We start from the raw sequence: 22,537 nt of genomic DNA, 5'->3' as shown, positions 1-22,537 counted from the left end.
CAATCCGTTTCGCTATACGCACCCGAGGTGTCATGATGATTCCCGCGTGCCGTCTTGAGGATCTCCCCCAGGGCGAGGCTCACCGGCTCGACATCGATCCGCCGGTGTCGGTGTTCCACACCGACGACGGCGAACTCTTCGCCATCGACGACACCTGCACCCACCAGGACGCGTCGCTCGCCGACGGCTGGCTGGAGGGCTGCGAGGTGGAATGCCCGCTGCATGCTTCCAAGTTCGACCTGAGGACCGGCGCGGTCGACGCCCCGCCGGCCAAACTCCCGGTCCGGACGCACGAGATCGTCGTCGAGGACGGCATGATCTACGTCCGCGTGTCCACCGACGCGCCCAACCTGCCGCCCTGCATCTCGGCCCGGCTCGCCGGGGGTCCCGCGTGAGGACGGTCGCCGTGGTCGGCGCCTCGCTGGCCGGACTGTCGGCGGCGCGCTCACTGCGCAAGCAGGGCTACGACGGTCGGCTGGTCGTCATCGGAGACGAACTCCACCGTCCGTACGACAGGCCCCCGCTGTCCAAGGAGTTCCTGGCCGGCACACTCGGCGAGGCCGAACTCGCCTTGGAGGTCGATGGCGAGGACCTCCGGGCGGAGTGGCTGCTCGGCGTCCGTGCCACCGGACTCGACCACGCGGCCCGCACCCTGCGGCTCGCCGACGGACGGAAGGTGCAGGCCGACGGCGTCGTCATCGCGACGGGCGCCGCGGCACGCACGCTGCCCGGCTCCGAGGGTCTGGCCGGAGTGCACACTCTGCGCACCCTGGACGACGCCCGCGCCCTGCGGGACGAACTGTCCCGCGGAGGACGGCTGGTGGTGATCGGCGGAGGCTTCATCGGAGCCGAGGTCGCCTCCACCGCGTACACCCTCGGCCTCGACGTGACCGTTGTCGAGGCCGCCCCGACACCGCTCGCCGGACCGCTCGGCGAGACCATGGGCGCCATCGTCTCCGCTCTCCACGCCGACCACGGCGTACGGCTGGAGTGCGGTGTGGGCGTCAAGGGGCTGAGCGGGGAGACTCGCGTCGACGCCGTCCTGCTGGAGGACGGCCGCACCGTCCCCGCCGACATCGTCGTCGTCGGTGTGGGCGCACGCCCGAACGTCGAGTGGCTGGAAGGCTCAGGCATCGCCCTCGACAACGGCGTCAAGTGCGGCGCCGACGGCCGCAGCAGCCTGGCCGGCGTGGTAGCGGTCGGCGACTGTGCCAACTGGTACGACCCGCGAGCGGGTCACCATCGCCGCGTCGAGCACTGGACCGGCGCGCGGGAACGGCCCGACGCCGCGGTCGCCACCCTGCTGGCGGGCGGTGCGGTGGAACCGGGGGTGCCCCGGCCGCCGTACTTCTGGTCCGACCAGTACGGCGTGAAGATCCAGTTCGCGGGTCACGCGGTCGGCGCGGACACCGTCACCGTCGAGGCCGGTACTGCGGACCACCGCGACGTCCTGGCTGTCTACCGGCGGGCCGGGAACCCGGTCGCCGTGCTCGGGATGAACCAGCCGCGGCTGTTCACGCGCTGGCGCAAGCAACTCCTCGCCACCGCATCCTGACGCCGCCCGCAGCTTGACACCGCCCCAGTGGCATCCCATGCTGCGGTTGCACATAGCACGCAGCGTTGCTCTATGCACAACACCGTCCGGAGTCGCTCTTCCCGGCGCGTGAATGACCCCTCCACGACGTTCTCCCGAGGAGTGCACCGTGACCTCGACCAGCCTGCCGGACAGCCTGATCGCCACTCTCCCCGGCTCCTCCTACACGGACCCGGAGTTCTTCGCCCAGGAGCAGGAGCACATATTCGAGACCATGTGGTTCTGCGTCGCGCGGGCGTCCGAGCTGGCCAAGCCCGGCGCCTTCCGCACCGTCGACGTGGGCCGCGAGAGCATCCTCGTCACCCGGGCCCGGGACAACGGCATCCGTGCGTACTTCAACGTGTGCCGGCACCGCGGCGCCAAGCTCTGCACCGAGGAGACCGGCGAGGTCAAGCGGGCCTTCCAGTGTCCGTACCACGCCTGGACGTACGACCTGAACGGCAAGCTCGTCGCGGCGCCCAACCTCACCAAGATGCCAGACGTGGGCCGTACCGAGTACGGACTGGTGAGCGTGGCCGTGCGCGAGTGGCTCGGCTATGTGTGGGTCTGTCTCGCGGAGAACCCGCCCTCCTTCGAGGAGGAGGTCATCGGTGAGATCGTCACCCGCCTCGGCGACGTCGAGTCGATCGAGCGCTACGGCATCGACAACCTCTCAGTCGGCAAGCGGATCGTCTACGACGTGAAGGCGAACTGGAAGCTCATCATCGAGAACTTCATGGAGTGCTACCACTGCGCCACGATCCACCCCGAACTCACCGAGGTGCTCCCGGAGTTCGCGGACGGCTACGCCGCTCAGTACTACGTGGGTCACGGCGCCGAGTTCGGCGAGGAGGTCCAGGGCTTCACCGTCGACGGATCCGAGGGCCTGGACCGCATCCCCGGGGTCGCCGAGGACCAGGACCGCCGCTACTACGCCATCACCGTCCGGCCTCAGGTCTTCATCAACCTTGTGCCCGACCATGTGATCTTCCACCGGATGTATCCGGTGTCGGTGGACCGCACGATCGTCGAGTGCGACTGGCTCTACCTCCCGCACGTCGTGGACAGCGGCAAGGACGTCAGCCGGTCCGTGGAACTCTTCGACCGGGTCAACCGCCAGGACTTCGACGCGTGCGAGCGCACCCAGCCCGGAATGAGCTCCCGGATGTACGCCAAGGGCGGCGTGCTGGTGCCCAGTGAGCACCACATCGGAGCTTTCCATGACTGGGTGAGCGAGCGTCTGGGTACCCCTCAGGGGTGACTCAGCCCAGATAGCCCATCCGGTGACTGATCTCCTCGGCGCCCTTGATCAGCACTGGGGCGAGCTCGCGCATCCGCTCCTCGGTGAACCGGTACGCGGGCCCGGAGGCCGTGACCGCCGCGATGACCTCTCCGTCCCGGTCGAGGACCGGCGCCGCCATGGCGTGCAGGCCGAGCTCCAGCTCCTCCCTGGTCCAGGCGTAGCCGGCATCCCGCACCTCGGCGAGGTTCTTCTCGAGCTTCGCCTTCGAGGTGATCGTGTGCGGTGTGACCTTCTTGAGGCCGGCCTCTGTCAGCAGTGCGGCCCGTTCCTTGGCGGGCAGGTGCGCCAGCAGGACCTTGCCGCTCGACGTCGCGTGCAGCGGGGTCAGTTGGCCGACCCAGTTGTGTGCGGTGACCGCGCCCGGGCCGCGCACCTGGTAGAGGTTGATCGCGTAGTGCTCCTGCATCACCGCGATGTTGACCGTCTCGCCGATCTCCTCGGCGAGACGCTCGCACACCGGGCGGCCCTGCTGAGTGATGTCGATGCGCCCCGTGACCGCGCCGGCCAGGCGTACGATGCCGAAGCCGAGGCGGTACTTGCCGCGTTCGCCCGCCTGCTCCACCAGACCGCGCGCCTCCAGGGCGCCGAGCAGACGGAACGCGGTCGACTTGTGGACCTCGATCTCGGTGGCCACCTCGCTGACGCCTGCCTCGCCGCGCTGGGCCAGGATCTCCAGGACGCTGATGGCGCGGTCCACCGACTGCACGCCACCGGCATGTGAATTGGACGTTTCGGTGTCTTGGCTGTGGTTGCTCACAGTGAAACTATACGCGCAGTAAACAACACCCTTGCAAGTAACGGCGCCGAAACGAAGGCTTGCAAGTTGCGTTGTTCGCAACCTGGTGCGTATAGCGCTACTAGTACTAGCATGACTCGCATATCTACGGCACGAGCGAGACGAGGCACCATGGCTCCCCTGCACTACGACTTCGTCATCGTCGGTGGCGGGTCGGCCGGCAGTGCGCTGGCGAACAGGCTCTCCGCGGACCCGGCGAACCGGGTGCTGGTACTGGAGGCCGGCCGTTCCGACTACCCGTGGGATGTGTTCATCCAGATGCCCGCGGCGCTGACGTACCCGATCGGCAGCCGGTTCTACGACTGGAAGTACGAGTCCGAGCCCGAAGCCCACATGGGCGGCCGGCGCATCTACCACGCGCGCGGCAAGGTGCTGGGCGGCTCCAGCAGCATCAACGGCATGATCTTCCAGCGCGGCAACCCCATGGACTACGAGCGCTGGGCCGCCGATCCGGGCATGGAGACCTGGGACTACGCGCACTGTCTGCCCTACTTCCGGCGCATGGAGAACTGTCTGGCGGCCGATCCGGACGACGAGTTCCGCGGCCACGACGGCCCCCTCGTCCTCGAACGAGGCCCGGCGTCCAACCCCCTCTTCGCCGCCTTCCTCAAGGCCACGCAGGAAGCGGGTTACGCCCCTACGGACGACGTCAACGGCTACCGGCAGGAAGGTTTCGCCAAGTTCGACCGGAATGTCCATCGCGGGCGCCGGCTCTCGGCGTCGAAGGCGTACCTCAAGCCCGTGATGAAGCGGCCGAACCTCACCGTCAGGACCCGCTCCCTGGTCACCCGTGTCATGTTCGAGGGAAAGCGGGCCGTCGGCGTCGAGTACCGGCGAGGCCGGGGCGCACTCCAGCAGGTCCGCGCCAAGGAGGTCATCCTGTGCGGCGGCGCGATCAACTCCCCGCAACTGCTGCAGCTGTCCGGCGTCGGCAACGCCGGGGAACTGCGCGCGCTCGGCATCGACGTCGTCCACGACCTGCCGGGCGTCGGCGAGAACATGCAGGACCACCTGGAGGTCTACATCCAGTACGCCTGCAAGCAGCCCGTCTCCATGCAGCCGTATCTCGCGAAATGGCGCGCCCCCTTCATCGGCCTGCAGTGGCTGTTCCGCAAGGGCCCTGCCGCCACCAACCACTTCGAGGCCGGCGGCTTCGCGCGCAGCAACGAGGACGTGGACTACCCCAACCTGATGTTCCACTTCCTGCCCATCGCGGTCCGTTACGACGGCTCGGTGCCCGCCGGCGGTCACGGCTACCAGGTGCACGTCGGGCCCATGTACTCCGACGCCATCGGCTCGGTGAAGATCAAGAGCAAGGACCCTCAGGAACACCCGGCACTGCGCTTCAACTACCTCTCCACCGAACAGGACCGCCGTGAGTGGGTCGAGGCGATCCGGGTGGCCCGCAAGCTCCTCAACCAGCCCGCCCTGGCCCCCTACAACGACGGCGAGGTCTCGCCCGGCCCGGCCGTGGAGTCGGACGAGGAGATCCTCGCGTGGGTGGCCAAGGACGGCGAGACGGCCCTCCACCCGTCCTGCACCTGCAAGATGGGCACCGACGAGATGTCCGTCGTCGACCCCGCCAGCATGCGGGTGCACGGCGTGGAAGGCCTGCGGGTCGTCGACGCGTCCGTGATGCCGTACGTCACCAACGGCAACATCTACGCCCCCGTGATGATGGTCGCCGAGAAGGCCGCCGACCTGATCCTCGGCAAGGAGGCGCTCGCGCCGTCGAAGGCCGCGTACTACCGCCACCGTCACGTTCAGAAGCAGGCGGAGTAGGAGTTGGGCGCCACAGGGCTCCTGGCGCTGCTGAACAGCGTCCGCTACGAGGTGCTGCCCGCGAAGACGACCGAGGACAAGGTCCTCGCCCATGTCCCGCGCGACGTCGTCGTCACCGTGACGGCGTCGCCGGTCAAGGGCCTGGAACCGACCCTCGACCTGGCCGGCCGGCTCGCCGCGCACGGCTACCGGGTCGTCCCGCACGTGCCCGCGCGGCTGCTGCGGGACGAGGTCCACCTGAAGGAGGTCACGGCCCGGCTCCGCGAGTCCGGCGTGGACGACGTCTTCGTCCCCGCCGGCGACTCCGACCCGCCGGCGGGAGTCTACGACGGGGCCCTGCCGGTGCTGCGTGGGCTGAGCGAGCTGGGCAAGCCCTTCGCCAGGGTCGGCATCACCGGCTATCCCGAGAGCCATCCGCTCATCCACGACGACCTCACCATCCAGGCCATGTGGGACAAGCGCGAGCACGCCACGTACATCGTGAGCAACCTCTGCTTCGACCCGCGGGTACTGGGAGAGTGGCTCGTTCGTATACGGCGCCGGGACGTCACCCTCCCGGTTCATGTGGGCGTCGCGGGGCCCGTGCAGCGAACGAAACTGCTGGCGATGGCCACGAAGATCGGGGTGGGGGAGTCGACGCGCTTCCTTACCAGGCACGCCTCGTGGTTCGTGCGTTTCGCGGCCCCCGGTGGGTATGGGCCCGAGCGGCTGCTGTCCCGCACGGAAGAGGCCCTCACCGCGCCATCTGCGGGGGTTGCCGGGCTGCATCTGTTCACCTTCAACCAGATCGCCGAGACCGAGCGGTGGCGCCGCGCGCTGCTGAACCGGGTGGACGGCTGAACCGGGAAAAGGATGACAAAGACACCGGAGGCGGCTGACTCGAACCTTCACCAGCACCTCGGGTGATGTCCGCTGGGACCGGTTGGGGCACCCCGGCCGGCCGCCGGTCGTCCTGCTGCACGGCACGCCCCTCTGGTCATACGTCTGGCGCGCCGTGGCCCGCTCGCTCGCCACCTGCTGCACGGCGCCCGGTACCGGGCACTGGCCCCGGCGGACTCGGTCGCGCCGGCGCCGTGGGGCTCGCCGTTCTTTCGGCTGGTCCGCGAGGACGCCGACGTGTTCGAGCAGCTGCCGTCCGCGCTGCACGCCGCCCTGGTGCGTGAGTACGTCACCTCCGCCAGCCCCGGCCTGCATCCGGCTGTCCTGGACCGACTCGTCGACCCCTGGCTGAACGACCCCGGCCGGCATGCCTTCTACCGGCAGATCGCCCAGGCCGACCAGCGCCACACTGACGAGATCCAGGGCCGGTACGGCGAGATCGGCTTCCCCGTGCTCGTCTGCTGGGGCGAGGACGACACCTGGATCCCGGTGGCGAAGGGGCGAGCTCGCAGCTCTCGTCCCCGGCGCGCGTTTCGAACCCGTCTGCGGCGTCGGCCACCTCGTCCAGGAGGACGCCGCCGCCCTCCGGCGCCGTATACGACAAGGGCGGGACCGGAATCCGGTCCCGCCCTTGTCGTATACGGCTCAGCGGAAGACCACCGTGCGGTTGCCGTCCACCATCACGCGGCTCTCGCTGTGCCACTTCACCGCGTGCGCGAGGACCTGCGCCTCCACGTCCCGGCCGACCGTGACCAGGTCGCCGGGGTCGAGCGAGTGGTCCACCCGGACCACGTCCTGCTCGATGATCTGCCCCTCGTCCAGGTCCGACGTCACATAGTGCGCCGTGGCGCCGACCAGCTTGACTCCGCGCCGGTACGCCTGGTCATAGGGGCGTGCGCCCTTGAAGCTGGGGAGGAAGGAGTGGTGGATGTTGATGGCGCGGCCCTCCAGCTGCTTGCACAGGTCGTCGGAGAGAACCTGCATGTAGCGGGCCAGCACCACCAGGTCGACGTCCAGCTCCCGCACGAGTTCCATCAGCCGTGCCTCGGCGTCGGCCTTGGTGTCCTTGGTCACCGGGATGTGGTGGAAGGGGACGCCGTACGTCTCCGCGAGCTTCTCGAAGTCGCGGTGGTTGGAGACGATCGCCGGGATCTCGAGGTTGAGTGCGCCGGTGCGCCGGCGGAACAGCAGGTCGTTCAGGCAGTGGCCGAACTTCGACACCATGATCAGCGTCCGGGTCGGTGTGGCCGCTTCGTTCAGGGTCCAGGAGATGCCGTAGGCCTGGGCGACCGGGCCGAACCTGGAGCGCAGATACTCCAGCTTGACGTTCGGATCGGAAACGTCGAAGTGGACCCGCATGAAGAAGCGCCCTTGAAGTCGGTCGTCGAACTGCTGGCTTTCCAGGATGTTTCCGGAGTTCCTGACGAGAAAGCCGCTCACGGCGTGAACCAGTCCCGCGCTGTCAGGGCAGGAGAGGGTGAGGACGTACTCACGGCCAGGTTGCGGGCGAGGGGACATGGGCGGCCTCCGTCGGTGCGTATTGCACAACAAGGTGAGCGATACGCAACATGGTCGGCTCGGTGTCGCCCGTGGTCAAGAGTGGGCGAGTAAAGCTGCGCATGGTGAAATCGTCATCCGCCAACCCCTTGACGCCGGTCTGTCCATTCGTCACTGTGTTCCACCACAAGCAATACGGTGCACGATGCGCAACGAATTTCCATGAAAGGGTCGGCGCGTGGCAGACCTGTATGTCGATGGTGAGTGGCGGGATCCGGTCGCCGGTGGGCACCGGGACATCCGATGTCCCGCCGACGGTACCCTCGCGGCGACCGTCTCGGAGGCGACCCGCCCCGACACCGAGGCCGCGATCGCCGCGGCCCGCCGCGCCTTCGACGCGGGCCACTGGCCGAACACCCCGGAGCGTGAGCGCGGCGCGCTGTTGCTGCGCACCGCAGACATCATCGAGCGGGACGCCAAGGCGTTCGCCCGCGCCGAGTCCCTGGACACCGGCAAGCGGCTGGTGGAGAGCGAGTACGACATCGCCGATGTCGTCTCCTGCTTCCGCCACTACGGCGGCCTCGCGGGTACCGACGCCGGTCGCGTGATCGACACCGGCCGCGACGACGCCGTGAGCCGCGTCGTCTACGAGCCGGTCGGTGTGTGCGGGCTCATCACCCCCTGGAACTATCCTCTGCTGCAGGCGAGTTGGAAGGTCGTCCCGGCGCTGCTCGCCGGCAACACGATCGTCCTCAAGCCCAGTGAGCTCACTCCCTCCAGCTCGATCCTGCTGATGAAGGCGCTGGAGGAGGCCGGGCTCCCCGCCGGTGTGGCCAACCTCGTCCTGGGCACCGGGCCCGAGGTGGGCGCGCCGCTCTCCGAGGACCCCCGTGTCGACATGGTCTCCTTCACCGGGGGCCTGGAGACGGGCAAGCGGATCATGGCGACGGCCGCCGCGACCGTGAAGAAGGTCGCGCTGGAGCTCGGCGGCAAGAACCCCAACGTCGTCTTCGCCGACGCCGACTTCGAGGCGGCCGTCGATTTTGCCCTCACGGCCGTCTTCCTGCACTCCGGGCAGGTCTGCTCGGCCGGCGCCCGGCTGCTCGTGGAGGACTCGCTGCACGACCGGCTCGTCGACGAGATCGTCCGGCGCGCCCGGCAGATCCGGCTCGGCGGCCCCTTCGACGCCGAGGCCGAGACGGGAGCGCTGATCTCCGCACAGCACCTGGCGAAGGTCGAGGCGTACGTGGCCGCGGGGATCGCCGAGGGCGCCGTACTGCGCTGCGGCGGTGCACGGCCGGACGATCCCGCGCTGGGAGACGGCCACTACTACCCGCCGACCGTGCTCGACGAGTGCACGCAGGACATGCGAGTGGTGCACGAGGAGTCCTTCGGACCCGTGCTGACCATCGAGCGCTTCACCGACGAGGACGATGCCGTAGGTATCGCCAACGACACCGAGTACGGCCTCGCCGGAGCCGTGTGGACGCAGGACGCCGGGAAGGCCCAGCGGGTCGCCCGGCGGCTGCGCCACGGCACGGTGTGGATCAACGACTACCACCCCTACGTGCCGCAAGCGGAATGGGGTGGCTTCGGGCACTCCGGTGTGGGCCGGGAGCTGGGACCGACCGGCCTGAACGAGTACCGCGAGCCCAAGCACATCTGGCAGAACATCCAACCCCGTCCGCAGCGCTGGTTCCGCGGCTGAACGCCGAAAGAAGGTCGAACGTGACCACACAGACCGAGGTGCCGCAGCGGCGCGGCACGCCCCAGGACTCGGGCTCCACGCCGGTCATCTCCGTGCGCAGGCTGTGGAAGGTGTTCGGGCCGAAGGCCGACCAGGTGCCGGACTCCGAGGAGTTGTGCGGCCTCACCCGTCGCGAGCTCATGGACCGCACCGGATGCACCGCCGCCGTACGAGACGTTCACTTCGACGTCTCGCCCGGCGAGGTCTTCGTCGTCATGGGCCTGTCCGGCTCCGGCAAGTCCACGCTGGTGCGATGTCTGACCCGGCTGATCGAACCCACCGCCGGTGAGATCGTCTTCGAGGGCGAGGACATCCGCCAGGCCGACGAGAAACGCCTGCGCGACCTGCGCCGCCGCAAGTTCTCCATGGTCTTCCAGCACTTCGGACTGCTGCCCCATCGCCGCGTCCTGGACAACGTGGCGTTCGGTCTGGAGATCCGCGGCATGGGCAGGGCCGAGCGCACCAGGCGGGCCCTGGAGGTCGTCGAACTCGTCGGGCTCGCCGGGTACGAGAACTCCTTCCCCGACCAGCTCTCCGGCGGCATGCAGCAGCGCGTGGGCCTCGCCCGGGCACTGGCCGGCGACCCGGACGTACTCCTCTTCGACGAGCCGTTCTCCGCGCTCGACCCGCTGATCCGCCGTGACATGCAGAACGAGGTCATCCGCCTGCACCACGAGGTCGGCAAGACCATGGTGTTCATCACCCACGACCTCTCCGAGGCCCTCAAACTGGGCGACCGCATCCTGATCATGCGCGACGGCAAGATGGTCCAGTGCGGCACCGGCGACGAACTCGTCGGCGCCCCGGCGGACGACTACGTCCGCGAGTTCGTCAAGGACGTGCCGCGGGGCGATGTGCTCACCCTGCGCTGGATCATGCGTCCGCCGGTGGACGGGGACGCCCTGGACGGCCCCGAGCTCGGCCCGGACGTCGTGGTGAAGGAGGCCACCCGGGCGGTGCTCGCGGCCGACAAGCCGGTCAAGGTCGTCGAGAACGGCAAGCTGCTCGGCATCGTCGGCGACGAGGAGATCCTCGCGGTGGTCGCCGGGCAGGAAGGCGACGCGTGATGACCGTCGCCATGGAGAAACCCGAGAAAACAGAGGCCGCGGAACCGGCCGCGCCCGCCAGGAGCGTGCGCAAGGTCAGCCGGCCCGTGGTGATCGGCGCGATCCTCGTCGTCTGGCTGGTGCTGTTCGCCCTCCTGCGCGGCAAGCAGACCCTCTCCCTGGCGGTGGCCGATCTGACCGATCTGCACCGGTGGATCAACGACTTCAACGACTCCATCGGCGCCAACCGCAACTCCAATCCGCTCTTCCTGTACTTCTTCAACGAGATCCGGCTGGTCATCGACAACCTGGTGACCTTCGTCCAGCACCTGATCTCCCAGCCGTCCGGGGCCCGCCCGGTCCCGGCGATCGGCTGGCTCGGCGTCGTGGGCCTGGCCGGATTCGTCTCCTGGGCCGTGGGCAACTGGAAGGTCGCGCTGCTGGCCGTGGCCGGCTTCACCTTCTTCGGGCTGCAGGGCCTGTGGCAGGAGAGCATGGACACCCTGGCGCTCGTCCTGTGCGCGGTGTTCGTGGCCCTGCTGTTCGCGATCCCGCTCGGGGTGTGGGCGGGTCTCTCGGACCGGTTCAACCGGCTCATGACGCCCTTCCTGGACTTGATGCAGACGATGCCGACCTTCGTCTACCTGGCGCCGCTGACCCTGTTCTTCCTCATCGGCGGCGCGTCCGCCACGATCGCCACCGTGATCTACGCGGCCCCGCCGACGATCCGCATCACGGCGCACGCCATCCGCAACGTGTCGAAGACGACGGTCGAGGCGGCCGACTCACTGGGCGCCACGCGCCGCCAGTCGCTGCTGAAGGTCCTGTTGCCGATGTCCAAGCGGACCGTGGTCATGGGCGTCAACCAGACCATCATGGCCGCCCTGGCCATGGTGACCATCGCGGCCCTGATCAACGCACCGGGCCTCGGCGTGAACGTCCTGCAGGCACTGCAGTCGCTCGACGTCGGCACGGCCTTCAACGCGGGCCTCGCCATCGTGATCATGGCGATCGTCCTGGACCGGGTCACGACCGCGGCCAGCGCCCGCGAGGAGCACGCCCGCAACTCAAAGAACCGCTTCGAGAAGTGGCGGCGGCCGCTGCTGGGCGCCGGAGCCGTGGTCACCGTGGTCCTGGTCTACCTGTCGAACACCTATGTGTGGGCGGCAGACTTCCCCGGTGACGGCACCGTCGGCACCCACATCGCGAGCGCGACGGACACCGCTGCCAACTGGGTGCAGGACAACCTGTCGGGCCTGACCAACGCCGTCCGCGACGCCATCACCAACGGCCTGCTCAACCCGTTCCAGACACTGCTCACCGACTCCCCGTGGTGGCTCGTCGGCGCGGTGCTGGTCGCACTGGCAGTGGTGCTCGGCGGCTGGAAGGCCGGGATCACCACGGCCGTGTGCGTGGGCCTGCTGGTCGCCACCGGCGTGTGGTCGGACGCCATGACGACGATGGCCTCGACGCTCGTCGCGACGGTGCTCGTGATGATCCTCGGCATCGTCTTCGGGGTGTGGATGGGCCGCAGCATGCTGGCCGACCGCATGATCCGGCCCACCCTGGACGCGGCCCAGGTCATGCCGCCGTTCGTCTACCTCGTGCCGTTCCTCGCAATGTTCGGCGCGACCCGCTTCACGGCCATCGTCGCCGCGATCGTCTACGGGGCGCCCGTCGCCATGAAGATCATCGCCGACGGGATCCGGGCCGTGCCCGAGACCACCGTGGAAGCGGCCACCTCCGCCGGGTGCAACACCTGGCAGATCATCACCAAGGTTCAACTGCCGATGTCACGCAGTGCCCTGACGCTTGCCACAAACCAGGGCCTGATCTACGTGCTGTCGATGGTTGTTGTGGGCGGCCTGGTAGGCGCGGGCGCCCTCGGCTACGACGTCGTGGCCGGTTTCTCGCAGGGAGAGCTGTACGGCAAGGGGCTGGCGGCAGGACTCGCCATCGTACTGCTCGGAGTCATGTTCGACCGGATCACTCAGGCAGCGGCGCGACGCGCAGGCGCTTAAAGGAGCACGACACCATGGCAAGACACTGGCGAGCCGGCGCGGCCGGCCTGGCCGTCCTCGGCCTCACCCTCACCGCGTGCGGCGGGGCGAAGGTCGGAGACAGCTCCTCCGCAGGCTCGGGAAGCTCGGGCAAGTGCGGAACCTTCAACCTGGCCATCAACCCGTGGGTGGGCTACGAGGCCGACGCGGCGGTCGTCGCGTACGTCGCCCAGCACGACCTCGGCTGCACGGTCAACAAGAAGAACCTCAAGGAAGAGATCGCCTGGCAGGGCTTCGGCACCGGCGAGGTCGACGCGGTCCTGGAGAACTGGGGCCACGCCGACCTGGTGAAGAAGTACATCGACCAGCAGAAGACCGCCGTGGACGCCGGCCGGACCGGCAACGAGGGCATCATCGGCTGGTACGTGCCGCCGTGGCTGGCCAAGGCGCACCCGGACATCCTTCAGTGGAAGAACCTCAACAAGTACGCGTCGAAGTTCAAGACGTCGGAGTCGGGCGGCAAGGGCCAGCTCCTGGACGGCGACCCGTCGTTCGTCACGAACGACGCGGCGCTGGTGAAGAACCTGAACCTGAACTTCAAGGTGGTGTACGCGGGCAGTGAGGCCGCCCTCATCACGGCCTTCCGCGACGCCGAGAAGAACAAGAAGTGGGTGATCGGCTACTTCTACGAGCCGCAGTGGTTCCTTTCCGAGGTCCCGCTGAAGAAGGTCAGCCTGCCCGCGTACAAGGACGGCTGTGACGCCGACGCGGCGAAGGTCGCCTGCGACTATCCCGTGTACAACCTCAACAAGATCGTCAGCGCGAAGTTCGCCAAGTCCGGCAGCCCCGCCTACAACCTGGTGAAGAACTTCCACTGGACGAACGACGACCAGAACGAGGTCGCCAAGTACATCGCGCAGGACAAGCTGTCCGACGAGGCGGCGGCGAAGAAGTGGGTCGAGGCCAACCGCGACAAGGTGGACGCCTGGATCAAGTAGCGCCGGAGCCAGGGAGCAGGAAACCGGTCGGATCATGCCCGGCGGGCGGTGCGCACACCACGCGTACCGCCCGCCGGGCATCGCCGTGTTCAGGCTTTGTCGCGGGCCATGTCGCGGCGCGTGTCCCGGCTTGTGTTCCGGCCCGTTTTCGGAGGTCCCGCAACCCTTGACACCCACCTGCGCGACAGGCACATTGAGTTGCGCAACCTGAATCAAGTTGCGTAGACAGCAACTCAACCGGCTCGACTGGTGAACAAACCGGAGGTGCGGCGATGGCGGGACCGCGTGTGGTCATCATCGGAGCGGGAGTCGTCGGCGCGGCTCTCGCGGACGAGATCTCGGCGCGGGGCTGGACCGAGGTGACCGTGGTCGACCAGGGGCCGCTCCCGGTCACCGGAGGCTCGACCTCGCACGCCCCGGGCCTGGTCTTCCAGACGAACTCCTCGAAGACCATGACGGAGCTGGCCCGCTACACCGTCGAGAAGTTCTGCTCCCTCGACGTCGACGGCAAGCCCTGCTTCCTCCAGGTCGGCGGCCTCGAAGTGGCGACCACGCCAGAGCGCCTCGCGGAACTGCACCGCCGGCACGGCTGGATCACCGCCTGGGGCATCGAGTCGCGGATCCTGAGCGCCGACGAGTGCGTCGAGAAGCACCCGCTGGTCGACCGTGACAAGGTCCTCGGAGGCCTCCTCGTCCCCACCGACGGCCTCGCCAAGGCGGTCCTCGCCGTCGAGGCGCAGATCCGCCGGGCCACCGAGCGCGGTGTGCGCTTCCTGGCCCGCCACGAGGTTCTCGACGTCCTGAAGGCCGACGGCGAGGTGACCGGCGTCCTGACCGACCAGGGCGAGATCCCCGCCGACATCGTCGTGTGCTGCGCCGGCATCTGGGGCCCGAAGATCGCACGCATGGTCGGCATGAACCTGCCGCTGACCCCGCTGGCCCACCAGCTCGCCTGGACCGGCCCGATACCCGCCCTCGCCGGCCAGACGGAGGAGGCGGTCCGCCCGATCCTGCGCCACCAGGACGCCGACCTCTACTACCGCGACCGCTTCGACACCCTCGGCATCGGCTACTACGGCCACCGCCCCATGCCGATCACCGCCGACGAGATCCTCTCCGTCGACGAGGCCGACGAGATGCCGTCCATCCTGAAGTTCACGGAGGAGGACTTCGAGGAGGCATGGAGCCAGACCCAGTCCCTGCTCCCCTCGACGCGCGAGGCGAAGGTCGAGGAGGGCATCAACGGCCTGTTCTCCTTCACCACCGACAACTTCCCGCTCCTCGGCGAGTCCCAGGACGTCAAGGGCTTCTGGGTCGCCGAGGCGGTCTGGGTCACCCACTCCGCGGGCGTCGGCCGGGCCATGGCCGAATGGCTGGTCGACGGGCACTGCTCGTCCTTCGACCTGCACGAGTGCGACCTCAACCGCTTCGAGCCGCACCAGCTCTCCCCGGAGTACGTCCTGGCCCGCGACTGCCAGAACTTCGTCGAGGTCTACGACATCCTCCACCCCCTCCAGCCGTCCGGCGACCCGCGCCCGATCCGCACCAGCCCCTTCCACACCCGCCAACAGGAGCACGGCGCCTTCTTCCTGGAGGCGAGCGGCTGGGAGCGCCCGCAGTGGTACGAGGCCAACGCGAAGCTGGTCGAGGGCCGCAACATCCCCACCCCGAACGACTGGGCCGCGCAGTTCTGGTCGCCGATCGTCGGTGCCGAGGCGCAGGCCACCCGCGAGACCGTCGCGATGTACGACATGACGGCCCTCAAGCGCCTTGAGGTGAGCGGGCCCGGCTCCGCCGACTTCCTGGAGCGCCTGTGCACCGGCAAGGTCGCCAAGTCGGTCGGTTCGGTCACCTACACCCTGCTGCTCGACCACGACGGCGGCATCCGCAGCGACGTCACCGTCGCCCGCCTCGCCCACGACCTCTTCCAGGTCGGCGCCAACGGCAACCTGGACCTCGACTGGTTCAGCCGCCACCTCCCCACCGACGGCACCGTCCAGGTCCGCGACATCACTCCCGGCACCTGCTGCATCGGCCTGTGGGGACCGCTCGCCCGCAAGGTCCTCCAGACGCTGACGGACGAGGATTTCTCCAACGACGGCCTGAAGTACTTCCGCGCCAAGCGTGCCTACATCGGCTCGGTGCCCGTCACCGCGATGCGCCTGTCGTACGTCGGCGAGCTCGGCTGGGAGCTCTACACCACCGCCGACCAGGGCCTGAAGCTGTGGGACACCCTGTGGCAGGCGGCGAGGCCACTCGGCGGCGTCATCGCCGGCCGCGGCGCCTTCAACAGCCTCCGCCTGGAGAAGGGCTACCGCTCCTTCGGCACCGACATGACCTACGAGCACGACCCCTACGAGGCCGGCGTCGGCTTCGCCGTCAAGGCCGACAAGGAGGACTTCATCGGCAAGGCGGCACTGGAGCGGCGCAAGGCCGACGTACGGCGCAAGCTCACCTGCCTCACCATCGACGACCCGCAGGCGGTCGTCCTCGGCAAGGAGCCGGTGTACGACGGCGACCGCCCGGTCGGCTACGTCACCAGCGCCGCCTACGGCTACACCATCGGCAAGGGCATCGCCTACGCGTGGCTCCCGGCCGAGCTCACCACTCCCGGCACGCCCGTACAGATCGGCTACTTCGACCAGCGCGTCGAGGCGGTCGTCGCCGAGGAGCCCCTGTTCGACCCCACCATGTCCCGCCTCCGTGGCTGACACCTCGCGTCGACTCCGATGGAAGGAACACCGCCGGTGAACGCACAGCTGCTCGACGGCAAGGCGACCGCCGCCGACATCCGCCGCGAACTCGCGGAGCGCGTGGCCAAGTTGACGGCCACCAACGGCCGCCCGCCGGGCCTCGGCACGGTCCTGGTCGGCGACGACCCGGGCAGCCGGGCCTACGTCGGCGGAAAGCACCGCGACTGCGCCCAGACCGGCATCTCCTCGATCCGCCGGGACCTGCCCGCCGACGCCTCACAGGAGCAGGTCGAGGAGACGATCGACGAGCTCAACGCCGACCCGGCCTGTACCGGCTACATCGTCCAACTCCCGCTTCCGCGCCACCTGGACGCAAACGCCGTACTGGAACGAATGGACCCGGCCAAGGACGCCGACGGACTGCACCCCGTCAACCTCGGCCGGCTCACCCTGGGCGTCGAGGCACCGCTGCCGTGCACCCCGCGCGGCATCGTGGAACTGCTCCGTCGCCACGACGTACCGCTCGCCGGAGCGCGCGTCTGTGTGATCGGCCGGGGCATCACGGTAGGACGCCCCATCGGCCTCCTCCTCACCCGCCGCTCCGAGAACGCCACCGTCACCCTGTGCCACACCGGTACCAAGGGTCTCGCCTGGCACGTACGCGAGGCGGACATCGTCATCGCCGCCGCCGGCTCGCCCGGACTGGTCACCAAGGACATGCTGCGCCCCGGCGCCGCGGTCCTGGACGTCGGCATCACCCGCACCGACCAGGGCCTGGTCGGCGACATCCACCCGGACGCCGCCCAGGTCGCCGACTGGATCGCGCCGATGCCCGGCGGTGTGGGCCCCATGACCCGGGCGATGTTGCTGGCCAACGTCGTCGAGGCCGCTGAGAGGAACGCCACCGCCGTATGAACGCGCACGTCCCCAAGCACCCGCAGAATCCGCACCTTTCAGAAGACGGAGACGTCCGATGAGCCCCCGCATCCCGGGCGCAGACCTGCCCGACCACCCTGACTGGCTGTGGCGCAATCCCGACCCCAAGCGGTCGTACGACGTGGTGATCGTCGGCGGCGGCGGACACGGTCTGGCCACCGCGCACTACCTCGCCAAGAACCACGGCATCACCAATGTCGCGGTGCTGGAGAAGGGCTGGCTCGCGGGCGGCAACATGGCCCGCAACACCACGATCATCCGCTCCAACTACCTGTGGGACGAGAGCGCCGGCATCTACGAGCACGCCCTCAAACTCTGGGAGGGCCTCGCGGAGGAGCTCGACTACCCGATCCTGTTCTCCCAGCGCGGCGTGCTGAACCTGGCCCACAGCCTCCAGGACGTCCGCGACAGCGTGCGCCGGGTCGAGGCGAACCGCCTCAACGGCGTGGACGCGGAGTGGCTCGACGCGGACGGCGTCAAGGAAGTCTGCCCGATCGTCAACATCTCGCAGGACGTGCGCTACCCGGTTCTGGGCGCCACGTACCAGCCGCGCGCGGGCATCGCCAAGCACGACCACGTCGCCTGGGGTCTGGCCCGCTCGGCCGACGCCGCCGGCATCGACATCATCCAGAACTGCGAGGTCACCGGCCTCGACGTGGTCGGCAACCGCGTAGTCGGAGTCCAGACCAACCTCGGCCCCATCGCGGCCGGCAAGGTCGCCCTCTGCTCGGCGGGCCACACCTCGGTCCTCGCCGCCATGGCGGGCATCGAACTGCCCATCCAGAGCCACCCGTTGCAGGCCCTGGTCTCCGAGCTCCTGGAGCCGGTGCACCCCACGGTCGTCATGTCCAACGCGGTCCACGTGTACGTCAGCCAGGCGCACAAGGGCGAGCTGGTGATGGGCGCGGGCATCGACGCGTACAACTCGTACACCCAGCGCGGCGCGTTCCACATCATCGAAGAGCAGATGGCGGCGGCCCTGGAGCTCTTCCCGGTCTTCGCCCGCGCCCATGTGCTGCGCACCTGGGGCGGCATCGTCGACACCAGCCCCGACGCCTCACCGATCATCGGGCTCAGTCCCGTCGACAACCTCTATCTCAACTGCGGCTGGGGAACAGGCGGTTTCAAGGCCACCCCGGGCGTCGGCTGGGTCTACGCCCACACCATCGCCCACGACACCCCGCACGCCCTCAACGCCCCCTTCTCGCTCGACCGTTTCACCACCGGCGCGCTCGTCGACGAGCACGGCGCTGCCGCGGTGGCCCACTAGGGAGCCGAACCCATGCTGCTCATCCCCTGCCCGTGGTGCGGGCCCCGCGACGAGGCCGAGTTCCACTACGGCGGCCAGGCCCACGTGCCGTACCCGGAGAACCCGGCGTCCCTCCCCGACAAGGAGTGGGCCCGTTACCTCTTCTTCCGTGACAACCCGAAGGGCCCCTTCGCCGAGCGCTGGAGCCACGCGGCGGGCTGCCGACGGTGGTTCAACGCGGTACGGGACACGTCGACGAACGAGATCCTGACGGTGTACAGGTCGGGCGAGGACCGCCCGGCACCCGTTGAGCCGAGGCCGCTGCTGTCAGCCCGTCCGGGGGTCCCCCCTCTGGGGGAGTTTGAGGACGAGGCCCGTTCAGGGCCGATGGGGGTCCAGGGGGCGGAGCCCCTTCAGGATGGGACGGGTAGGGGCGGCGGGGGCGAGAAAAATCCCCACCGCCACCCCACCCGCGGCCGCATCGACCGCGACACCCCCCTCACCTTCACCTTCGACGGCACCGAATACCAGGGCTACCGAGGCGACACCCTCGCCTCCGCCCTCCTCGCCAACGGCGTCATCCAGGCCGGCACCAGCATCAAGCTCGGCCGCCCCCGAGGCATCTTCTCCGCCGGCGTCGAAGAACCCAACGCGGTCGTCCAGATCGAGGAACCCTTCCCGGAGCCCATGCTCCCCGCCACGACCGTCGAGCTCTACGACGGCCTGGTCGCGAGCAGCCTCCCCGGCCAGGGACGCCTCGCCACCGAACCGGACCCCGCCCGCTACGACGCCGTACACGCCCACTGCGACCTGCTGATCGTCGGCGCCGGCCCGGCCGGCCTCGCGGCAGCGGCGGCCGCAGCGGGAAGCGGCGCCCGCGTCATCCTCGCCGACGACCAGCCGGCACTCGGCGGGAGCCTCCTCGGCACGGCCCAACACCTCGACTGGGTACGGGAGGTAACGGAGCAGCTCGACGCCACCCCCGAGGTCCGTGTCCTGCCCCGCACCACCGTCTTCGGCTACTACGACGACAACCACCTCCTCGCCGTCGAGCGCCGCACCAACCACCTCGGCGCCGCCGCCCCCGAGAACGTCTCCCGCGAACGCGTCTGGCGCATCCGTGCCCGCCGGGTCGTCCTCGCCACCGGCGCCCACGAGCGTTCGCTGGCCTTCGCGGACAACGACCGCCCCGGCGTGATGCTGGCCTCCTCGGCCCGCACCCACGTCAACCGCCACGGCGTCCTGCCCGGCAGCCACGCCGTGGTCTTCACGACCAACGACAGCGCGTACGCGGCGGCCCTGGACCTCGCCTCGGCGGGCCTGGCCGTCGCGGCGATCGTCGACACGCGCCCCGAACCGGGGGAGTGGGCCGAGCGCGCGAGGGCGGCCGGCATCGAGGTGCTCGCCGGGCATGCCGTCACCGGCACGCACGGCGAGGCCCGCCTCAGCTCCGTGACCGTCGCACCGTACGGAGAGTCCGCGGGGCAGCGGGAGTTCGCCGCCGACCTGCTGCTGGTCTCCGGCGGCTGGAACCCGGTGGCGCACCTGTTCAGCCAGTCCGGCGGCAAGCTGCGCCACGACGAGACGCTGGGCTCCTTCGTCCCCGACACCTGCCGCCAGGCCGTCGAGGTCGCCGGCAGCGCGAGCGGCGTCCTCGACCCGGCCACGGTCCTGGCACAGGGCGCGGCCGCCGGTGCCCGCGCGATCGAGGCCGAGGGCTACCCGCCCGAGGCGCCCCGCCTCCCCGAGGTGCCCGCGCAGCCGCGGCCGACGCCGCCGATGCACGTGTACGTCGTCCCGGGTGCCGCGGACGGTCCCCGCTTCGTCGACCTCCAGCGAGACGTCACGGTCGACGACCTGGCCCGCGCGACCGGTGCCGGTATGCGCTCCGTCGAGCACACCAAGCGCTACACCACCGCCGGTACCGCCAACGACCAGGGCAAGACCTCCGGGGTCCTGGCCAGTGGCGTCGTCGCCGAACTGCTCGGCGTGGACGTCTCGGCGCTCGGCACGACCACGTTCCGCCCGCCGTACACGCCCGTCTCCTTCGCCGCTCTCGCCGGCCGCGACCGGGGTGTGCTGAGCGACCCGGTCCGCACGACCGCCATCCACGAGTGGCATGTCGCGCACGGCGCTCTTTTCGAGAACGTCGGCCAGTGGAAGCGCCCCTGGTACTACCCGCAGGACGGCGAGGACATGGAGGCGGCCGTACTGCGCGAGTGCGCCGCCACCCGCGAGAGCGTCGGCTTCATGGACGCCTCCACCCTCGGCAAGATCGACGTACAGGGCCCGGACGCCGCCGTCTTCCTCGACCGGCTCTACACCAACATGATGAGCACCCTGAAGGTCGGCATGATCCGGTACGGCGTCATGTGCCGCCCGGACGGCATGGTCTTCGACGACGGAACGGTCATCCGCGTCGCCCCGGAGCGCTTCCTGGTCACCACGACGACGGGCAACGCCGCCGCCGTACTCGACTGGATGGAGGAGTGGCACCAGACCGAGTGGCCCGAGCTGAAGGTCCACTGCACCTCCGTGACCGAGCAGTGGGCCACGGTCGCGCTCGTCGGTCCGAAGTCCCGTGAGGTCCTCGCCTCCCTCGCGCCCCAACTCGCCGTGTCCAACGACGACTTCCCGTTCATGGCCTGGCGGGAGACGACCGTTGCGGGCATCGAGGCCCGGGTCTGCCGGATCAGCTTCTCCGGCGAACTCGCCTTCGAGATCAACGTGTCACCGTGGCAGGGCCTCGCCCTGTGGGAAGCCGTGTACGAGGCCGGCGCTTCGTACGGCATCACCCCGTACGGCACGGAGACCATGCACGTCCTGCGCGCCGAGAAGGGCTACCCGATCATCGGCCAGGACACCGACGGCACGGTGACTCCGCAGGATCTCGGCATGAGTTGGGCGGTGTCGAAGAAGAAGCCGGACTTCATCGGCAAGCGGTCCTACGCCCGCGCGGACACGTCCCGCCCCGACCGCAAGCACCTGGTCGGCCTGCTCCCCGAGGACTCGGGCACCTTCCTCCCGGAGGGCACCCACCTGGTCGCCGACGGTGTGCTGCCGGCCCCGCCCGTCCCCATGCTCGGCCATGTCACCTCCAGCTATCGCAGCGCCGCCCTCGGCCGGACCTTCGCGCTCGCCCTGATCAAGGGCGGCCGGGACCGCATCGGCGAGCGGCTGTACGCCCCCGTCGGCGACCAGCTGGTGCCGGTGACCGTCGCCGGTCCTGTCCTCTACGACCCCGAGGGAGCTCGCCGCGATGGCTGACACCGCCCTTACCGTCCCGCTCCGCAGCCCGCTGTCGCAGGCGGCGGACCGCCTGGCCGCCGCGACCCGTTCGTCCGGGGGTGCGATCAGGCTGGCCGAACTCCCCTTCCTGACCCAGCTCAACGTGCGCCTGGACGCCAAGGGAGCGGCGGCGGCAGCCGTCGGGCTCGCGCTGGACCTCCAGCTGCCGCTCCAGCCGAACACCGTCGTCCGCGCGGGGGAGTTGACCGCGCTGTGGCTCGGCCCGGACGAGTGGCTGCTGGTGGGGCCGCCGGGGAGCGAGCGAGAACTGGAGAGCCGGATCCGGGAGGCCGCGGGCGACGAGCCCGTCTCCGTCACCGACGTCTCCGCGCAGCGCACCACGCTCCTCGTCGCGGGCCCGCGCGCCCATGACCTGCTGGCCCACGGCTGTTCGCTGGACCTGCATCCGCGGGTCTTCGGCTCCGGCCGCTGTGCCCAGACGACACTGGGCCGCACCCAGGTCGTCCTGGTCGCCCGGGACGAACCCGGGGCCGGATTCTGGGTCCTGGTGCGCTCGACGTTCGCCGGCTATCTGGCGGACTGGCTGCTCGACGCGGCGACCGAGTACCTCTGAGGAACCCGACGGGTCCGCACCCCGTCGGCCCTGTGGGAGCTCCGCTCAGGAGCTCCCACAGGGCTTTGCACAGCACGTTTCGCCATACGCATCGAAAGGGGGACGCCTGTGCCCGCCACCGCCACCGCCCACCCCACCGGCCCACCCCACCGCGGAACACCGGTACGGCATCCGGG

General features: G+C 69.5%; 16 protein-coding genes and 1 pseudogene. 15 read left to right on the top strand and 2 right to left on the bottom strand.

Features of this window, described 5'->3' with window-relative positions; all coding sequences use genetic code 11:
- Positions 1 to 32: 32 nt before the first annotated feature.
- The 3 genes from KUM49_RS16480 to KUM49_RS16470 all read left to right on the top strand — a co-directional run bounded on the left by KUM49_RS16480 (position 33) and on the right by KUM49_RS16470 (position 2,834).
- Positions 33 to 395, top strand: coding sequence for a bifunctional 3-phenylpropionate/cinnamic acid dioxygenase ferredoxin subunit (locus KUM49_RS16480; RefSeq protein ID WP_217237603.1), 363 nt, complete (start codon positions 33 to 35; stop codon positions 393 to 395).
- Positions 392 to 1,555: an NAD(P)/FAD-dependent oxidoreductase gene (locus KUM49_RS16475; protein ID WP_217237602.1), complete on the top strand. Its 1,164-nt coding sequence runs from the start codon at positions 392 to 394 to the stop codon at positions 1,553 to 1,555. The genes KUM49_RS16480 and KUM49_RS16475 overlap by 4 nt, the downstream gene beginning before the upstream one ends.
- A 148-nt stretch (positions 1,556 to 1,703) precedes the next feature.
- Positions 1,704 to 2,834, top strand: a complete 1,131-nt coding sequence (locus tag KUM49_RS16470; RefSeq protein ID WP_217237601.1) for an aromatic ring-hydroxylating dioxygenase subunit alpha — start codon at positions 1,704 to 1,706, stop codon at positions 2,832 to 2,834.
- A 1-nt stretch (position 2,835) separates the two neighbouring features.
- Here the strand turns inward: KUM49_RS16470 and KUM49_RS16465 are convergent, their stop codons facing one another.
- Positions 2,836 to 3,582, bottom strand: a complete 747-nt coding sequence (locus tag KUM49_RS16465) for an IclR family transcriptional regulator (RefSeq protein WP_217237680.1) — start codon at positions 3,580 to 3,582, stop codon at positions 2,836 to 2,838.
- Positions 3,583 to 3,783: 201 nt separating this feature from the next.
- On the opposite strand from KUM49_RS16465, the gene betA reads away from it, so the two are divergent.
- The 3 genes and pseudogenes from betA to KUM49_RS48340 form a co-directional block, all read left to right on the top strand.
- Positions 3,784 to 5,454 (top strand): choline dehydrogenase, encoded by a 1,671-nt coding sequence (gene betA, locus KUM49_RS16460; protein ID WP_217237600.1) that lies wholly within the window; start codon positions 3,784 to 3,786, stop codon positions 5,452 to 5,454.
- A gap of 3 nt (positions 5,455 to 5,457) precedes the next feature.
- Positions 5,458 to 6,294 carry a 5,10-methylenetetrahydrofolate reductase gene (locus KUM49_RS16455; protein WP_217237599.1) on the top strand — a complete coding sequence of 279 codons (837 nt, stop codon included), beginning with the start codon at positions 5,458 to 5,460 and terminating at the stop codon, positions 6,292 to 6,294.
- A gap of 34 nt (positions 6,295 to 6,328) precedes the next feature.
- Positions 6,329 to 6,916 (top strand): annotated as a pseudogene (locus KUM49_RS48340) (alpha/beta fold hydrolase); the annotation flags it as partial.
- A gap of 62 nt (positions 6,917 to 6,978) precedes the next feature.
- On the opposite strand, the gene purU reads toward KUM49_RS48340, so the two are convergent.
- A complete protein-coding gene (purU, locus tag KUM49_RS16450) occupies positions 6,979 to 7,851 on the bottom strand; it encodes a formyltetrahydrofolate deformylase (RefSeq protein WP_217237598.1) in 873 nt (290 codons plus the stop codon).
- Between the two features lie 217 nt (positions 7,852 to 8,068).
- On the opposite strand from purU, the gene KUM49_RS16445 reads away from it, so the two are divergent.
- From KUM49_RS16445 to KUM49_RS16405, 9 genes are all read left to right on the top strand, one after another.
- Complete coding sequence (locus tag KUM49_RS16445) at positions 8,069 to 9,538, top strand: aldehyde dehydrogenase family protein (protein WP_217237597.1); 1,470 nt, start codon at positions 8,069 to 8,071, stop codon at positions 9,536 to 9,538.
- A gap of 20 nt (positions 9,539 to 9,558) precedes the next feature.
- The gene (locus tag KUM49_RS16440; protein WP_217237596.1) at positions 9,559 to 10,644 is read left to right on the top strand and encodes a glycine betaine/L-proline ABC transporter ATP-binding protein; all 1,086 of its coding nucleotides are present in this window, start codon (positions 9,559 to 9,561) and stop codon (positions 10,642 to 10,644) included.
- Positions 10,644 to 12,644, top strand: coding sequence for a proline/glycine betaine ABC transporter permease (locus KUM49_RS16435; RefSeq protein WP_217237595.1), 2,001 nt, complete (start codon positions 10,644 to 10,646; stop codon positions 12,642 to 12,644). Before KUM49_RS16440 ends, KUM49_RS16435 begins: the two co-directional genes overlap by 1 nt.
- A gap of 14 nt (positions 12,645 to 12,658) precedes the next feature.
- A complete protein-coding gene (locus KUM49_RS16430) occupies positions 12,659 to 13,621 on the top strand; it encodes an ABC transporter substrate-binding protein (RefSeq protein WP_217237594.1) in 963 nt (320 codons plus the stop codon).
- 272 nt (positions 13,622 to 13,893) lie between these two features.
- Positions 13,894 to 16,332 carry an FAD-dependent oxidoreductase gene (locus KUM49_RS16425; protein WP_217237593.1) on the top strand — a complete coding sequence of 813 codons (2,439 nt, stop codon included), beginning with the start codon at positions 13,894 to 13,896 and terminating at the stop codon, positions 16,330 to 16,332.
- A gap of 36 nt (positions 16,333 to 16,368) precedes the next feature.
- Entirely contained in the window at positions 16,369 to 17,229 is an 861-nt protein-coding gene (locus tag KUM49_RS16420) for a bifunctional methylenetetrahydrofolate dehydrogenase/methenyltetrahydrofolate cyclohydrolase (protein ID WP_217237592.1), read from the top strand.
- Positions 17,230 to 17,287: 58 nt separating this feature from the next.
- Positions 17,288 to 18,520: a sarcosine oxidase subunit beta family protein gene (locus KUM49_RS16415; RefSeq protein ID WP_217237591.1), complete on the top strand. Its 1,233-nt coding sequence runs from the start codon at positions 17,288 to 17,290 to the stop codon at positions 18,518 to 18,520.
- Between the two features lie 12 nt (positions 18,521 to 18,532).
- A complete protein-coding gene (locus KUM49_RS16410) occupies positions 18,533 to 21,766 on the top strand; it encodes a sarcosine oxidase subunit alpha family protein (protein ID WP_217237590.1) in 3,234 nt (1,077 codons plus the stop codon).
- The gene (locus tag KUM49_RS16405) at positions 21,759 to 22,361 is read left to right on the top strand and encodes a sarcosine oxidase subunit gamma (protein ID WP_217237589.1); all 603 of its coding nucleotides are present in this window, start codon (positions 21,759 to 21,761) and stop codon (positions 22,359 to 22,361) included. Before KUM49_RS16410 ends, KUM49_RS16405 begins: the two co-directional genes overlap by 8 nt.
- Positions 22,362 to 22,537 lie beyond the last annotated feature (176 nt).

The organism is Streptomyces sp. AC555_RSS877 (genome assembly GCF_019049245.1).
GTDB lineage: Bacteria > Actinomycetota > Actinomycetes > Streptomycetales > Streptomycetaceae > Streptomyces.
The sequence above is the reverse complement of the archived record's forward strand: the minus strand, read 5'-3'. Positions and strand labels throughout refer to the sequence as shown.

Coding starts and splice junctions, on each gene's coding strand:
- KUM49_RS16410 (WP_217237590.1), top strand. CDS start 18,533: ATGCTGCTCATCCCCTGCCCGTGGTGCGGGCCCCGCGACGAGGCCGAG.
- KUM49_RS16415 (WP_217237591.1), top strand. CDS start 17,288: ATGAGCCCCCGCATCCCGGGCGCAGACCTGCCCGACCACCCTGACTGG.
- KUM49_RS16430 (WP_217237594.1), top strand. CDS start 12,659: ATGGCAAGACACTGGCGAGCCGGCGCGGCCGGCCTGGCCGTCCTCGGC.
- KUM49_RS16425 (WP_217237593.1), top strand. CDS start 13,894: ATGGCGGGACCGCGTGTGGTCATCATCGGAGCGGGAGTCGTCGGCGCG.
- KUM49_RS16480 (WP_217237603.1), top strand. CDS start 33: ATGATGATTCCCGCGTGCCGTCTTGAGGATCTCCCCCAGGGCGAGGCT.
- KUM49_RS16435 (WP_217237595.1), top strand. CDS start 10,644: ATGACCGTCGCCATGGAGAAACCCGAGAAAACAGAGGCCGCGGAACCG.
- betA (WP_217237600.1), top strand. CDS start 3,784: ATGGCTCCCCTGCACTACGACTTCGTCATCGTCGGTGGCGGGTCGGCC.
- KUM49_RS16405 (WP_217237589.1), top strand. CDS start 21,759: ATGGCTGACACCGCCCTTACCGTCCCGCTCCGCAGCCCGCTGTCGCAG.
- purU (WP_217237598.1), bottom strand. CDS start 7,851: ATGTCCCCTCGCCCGCAACCTGGCCGTGAGTACGTCCTCACCCTCTCC.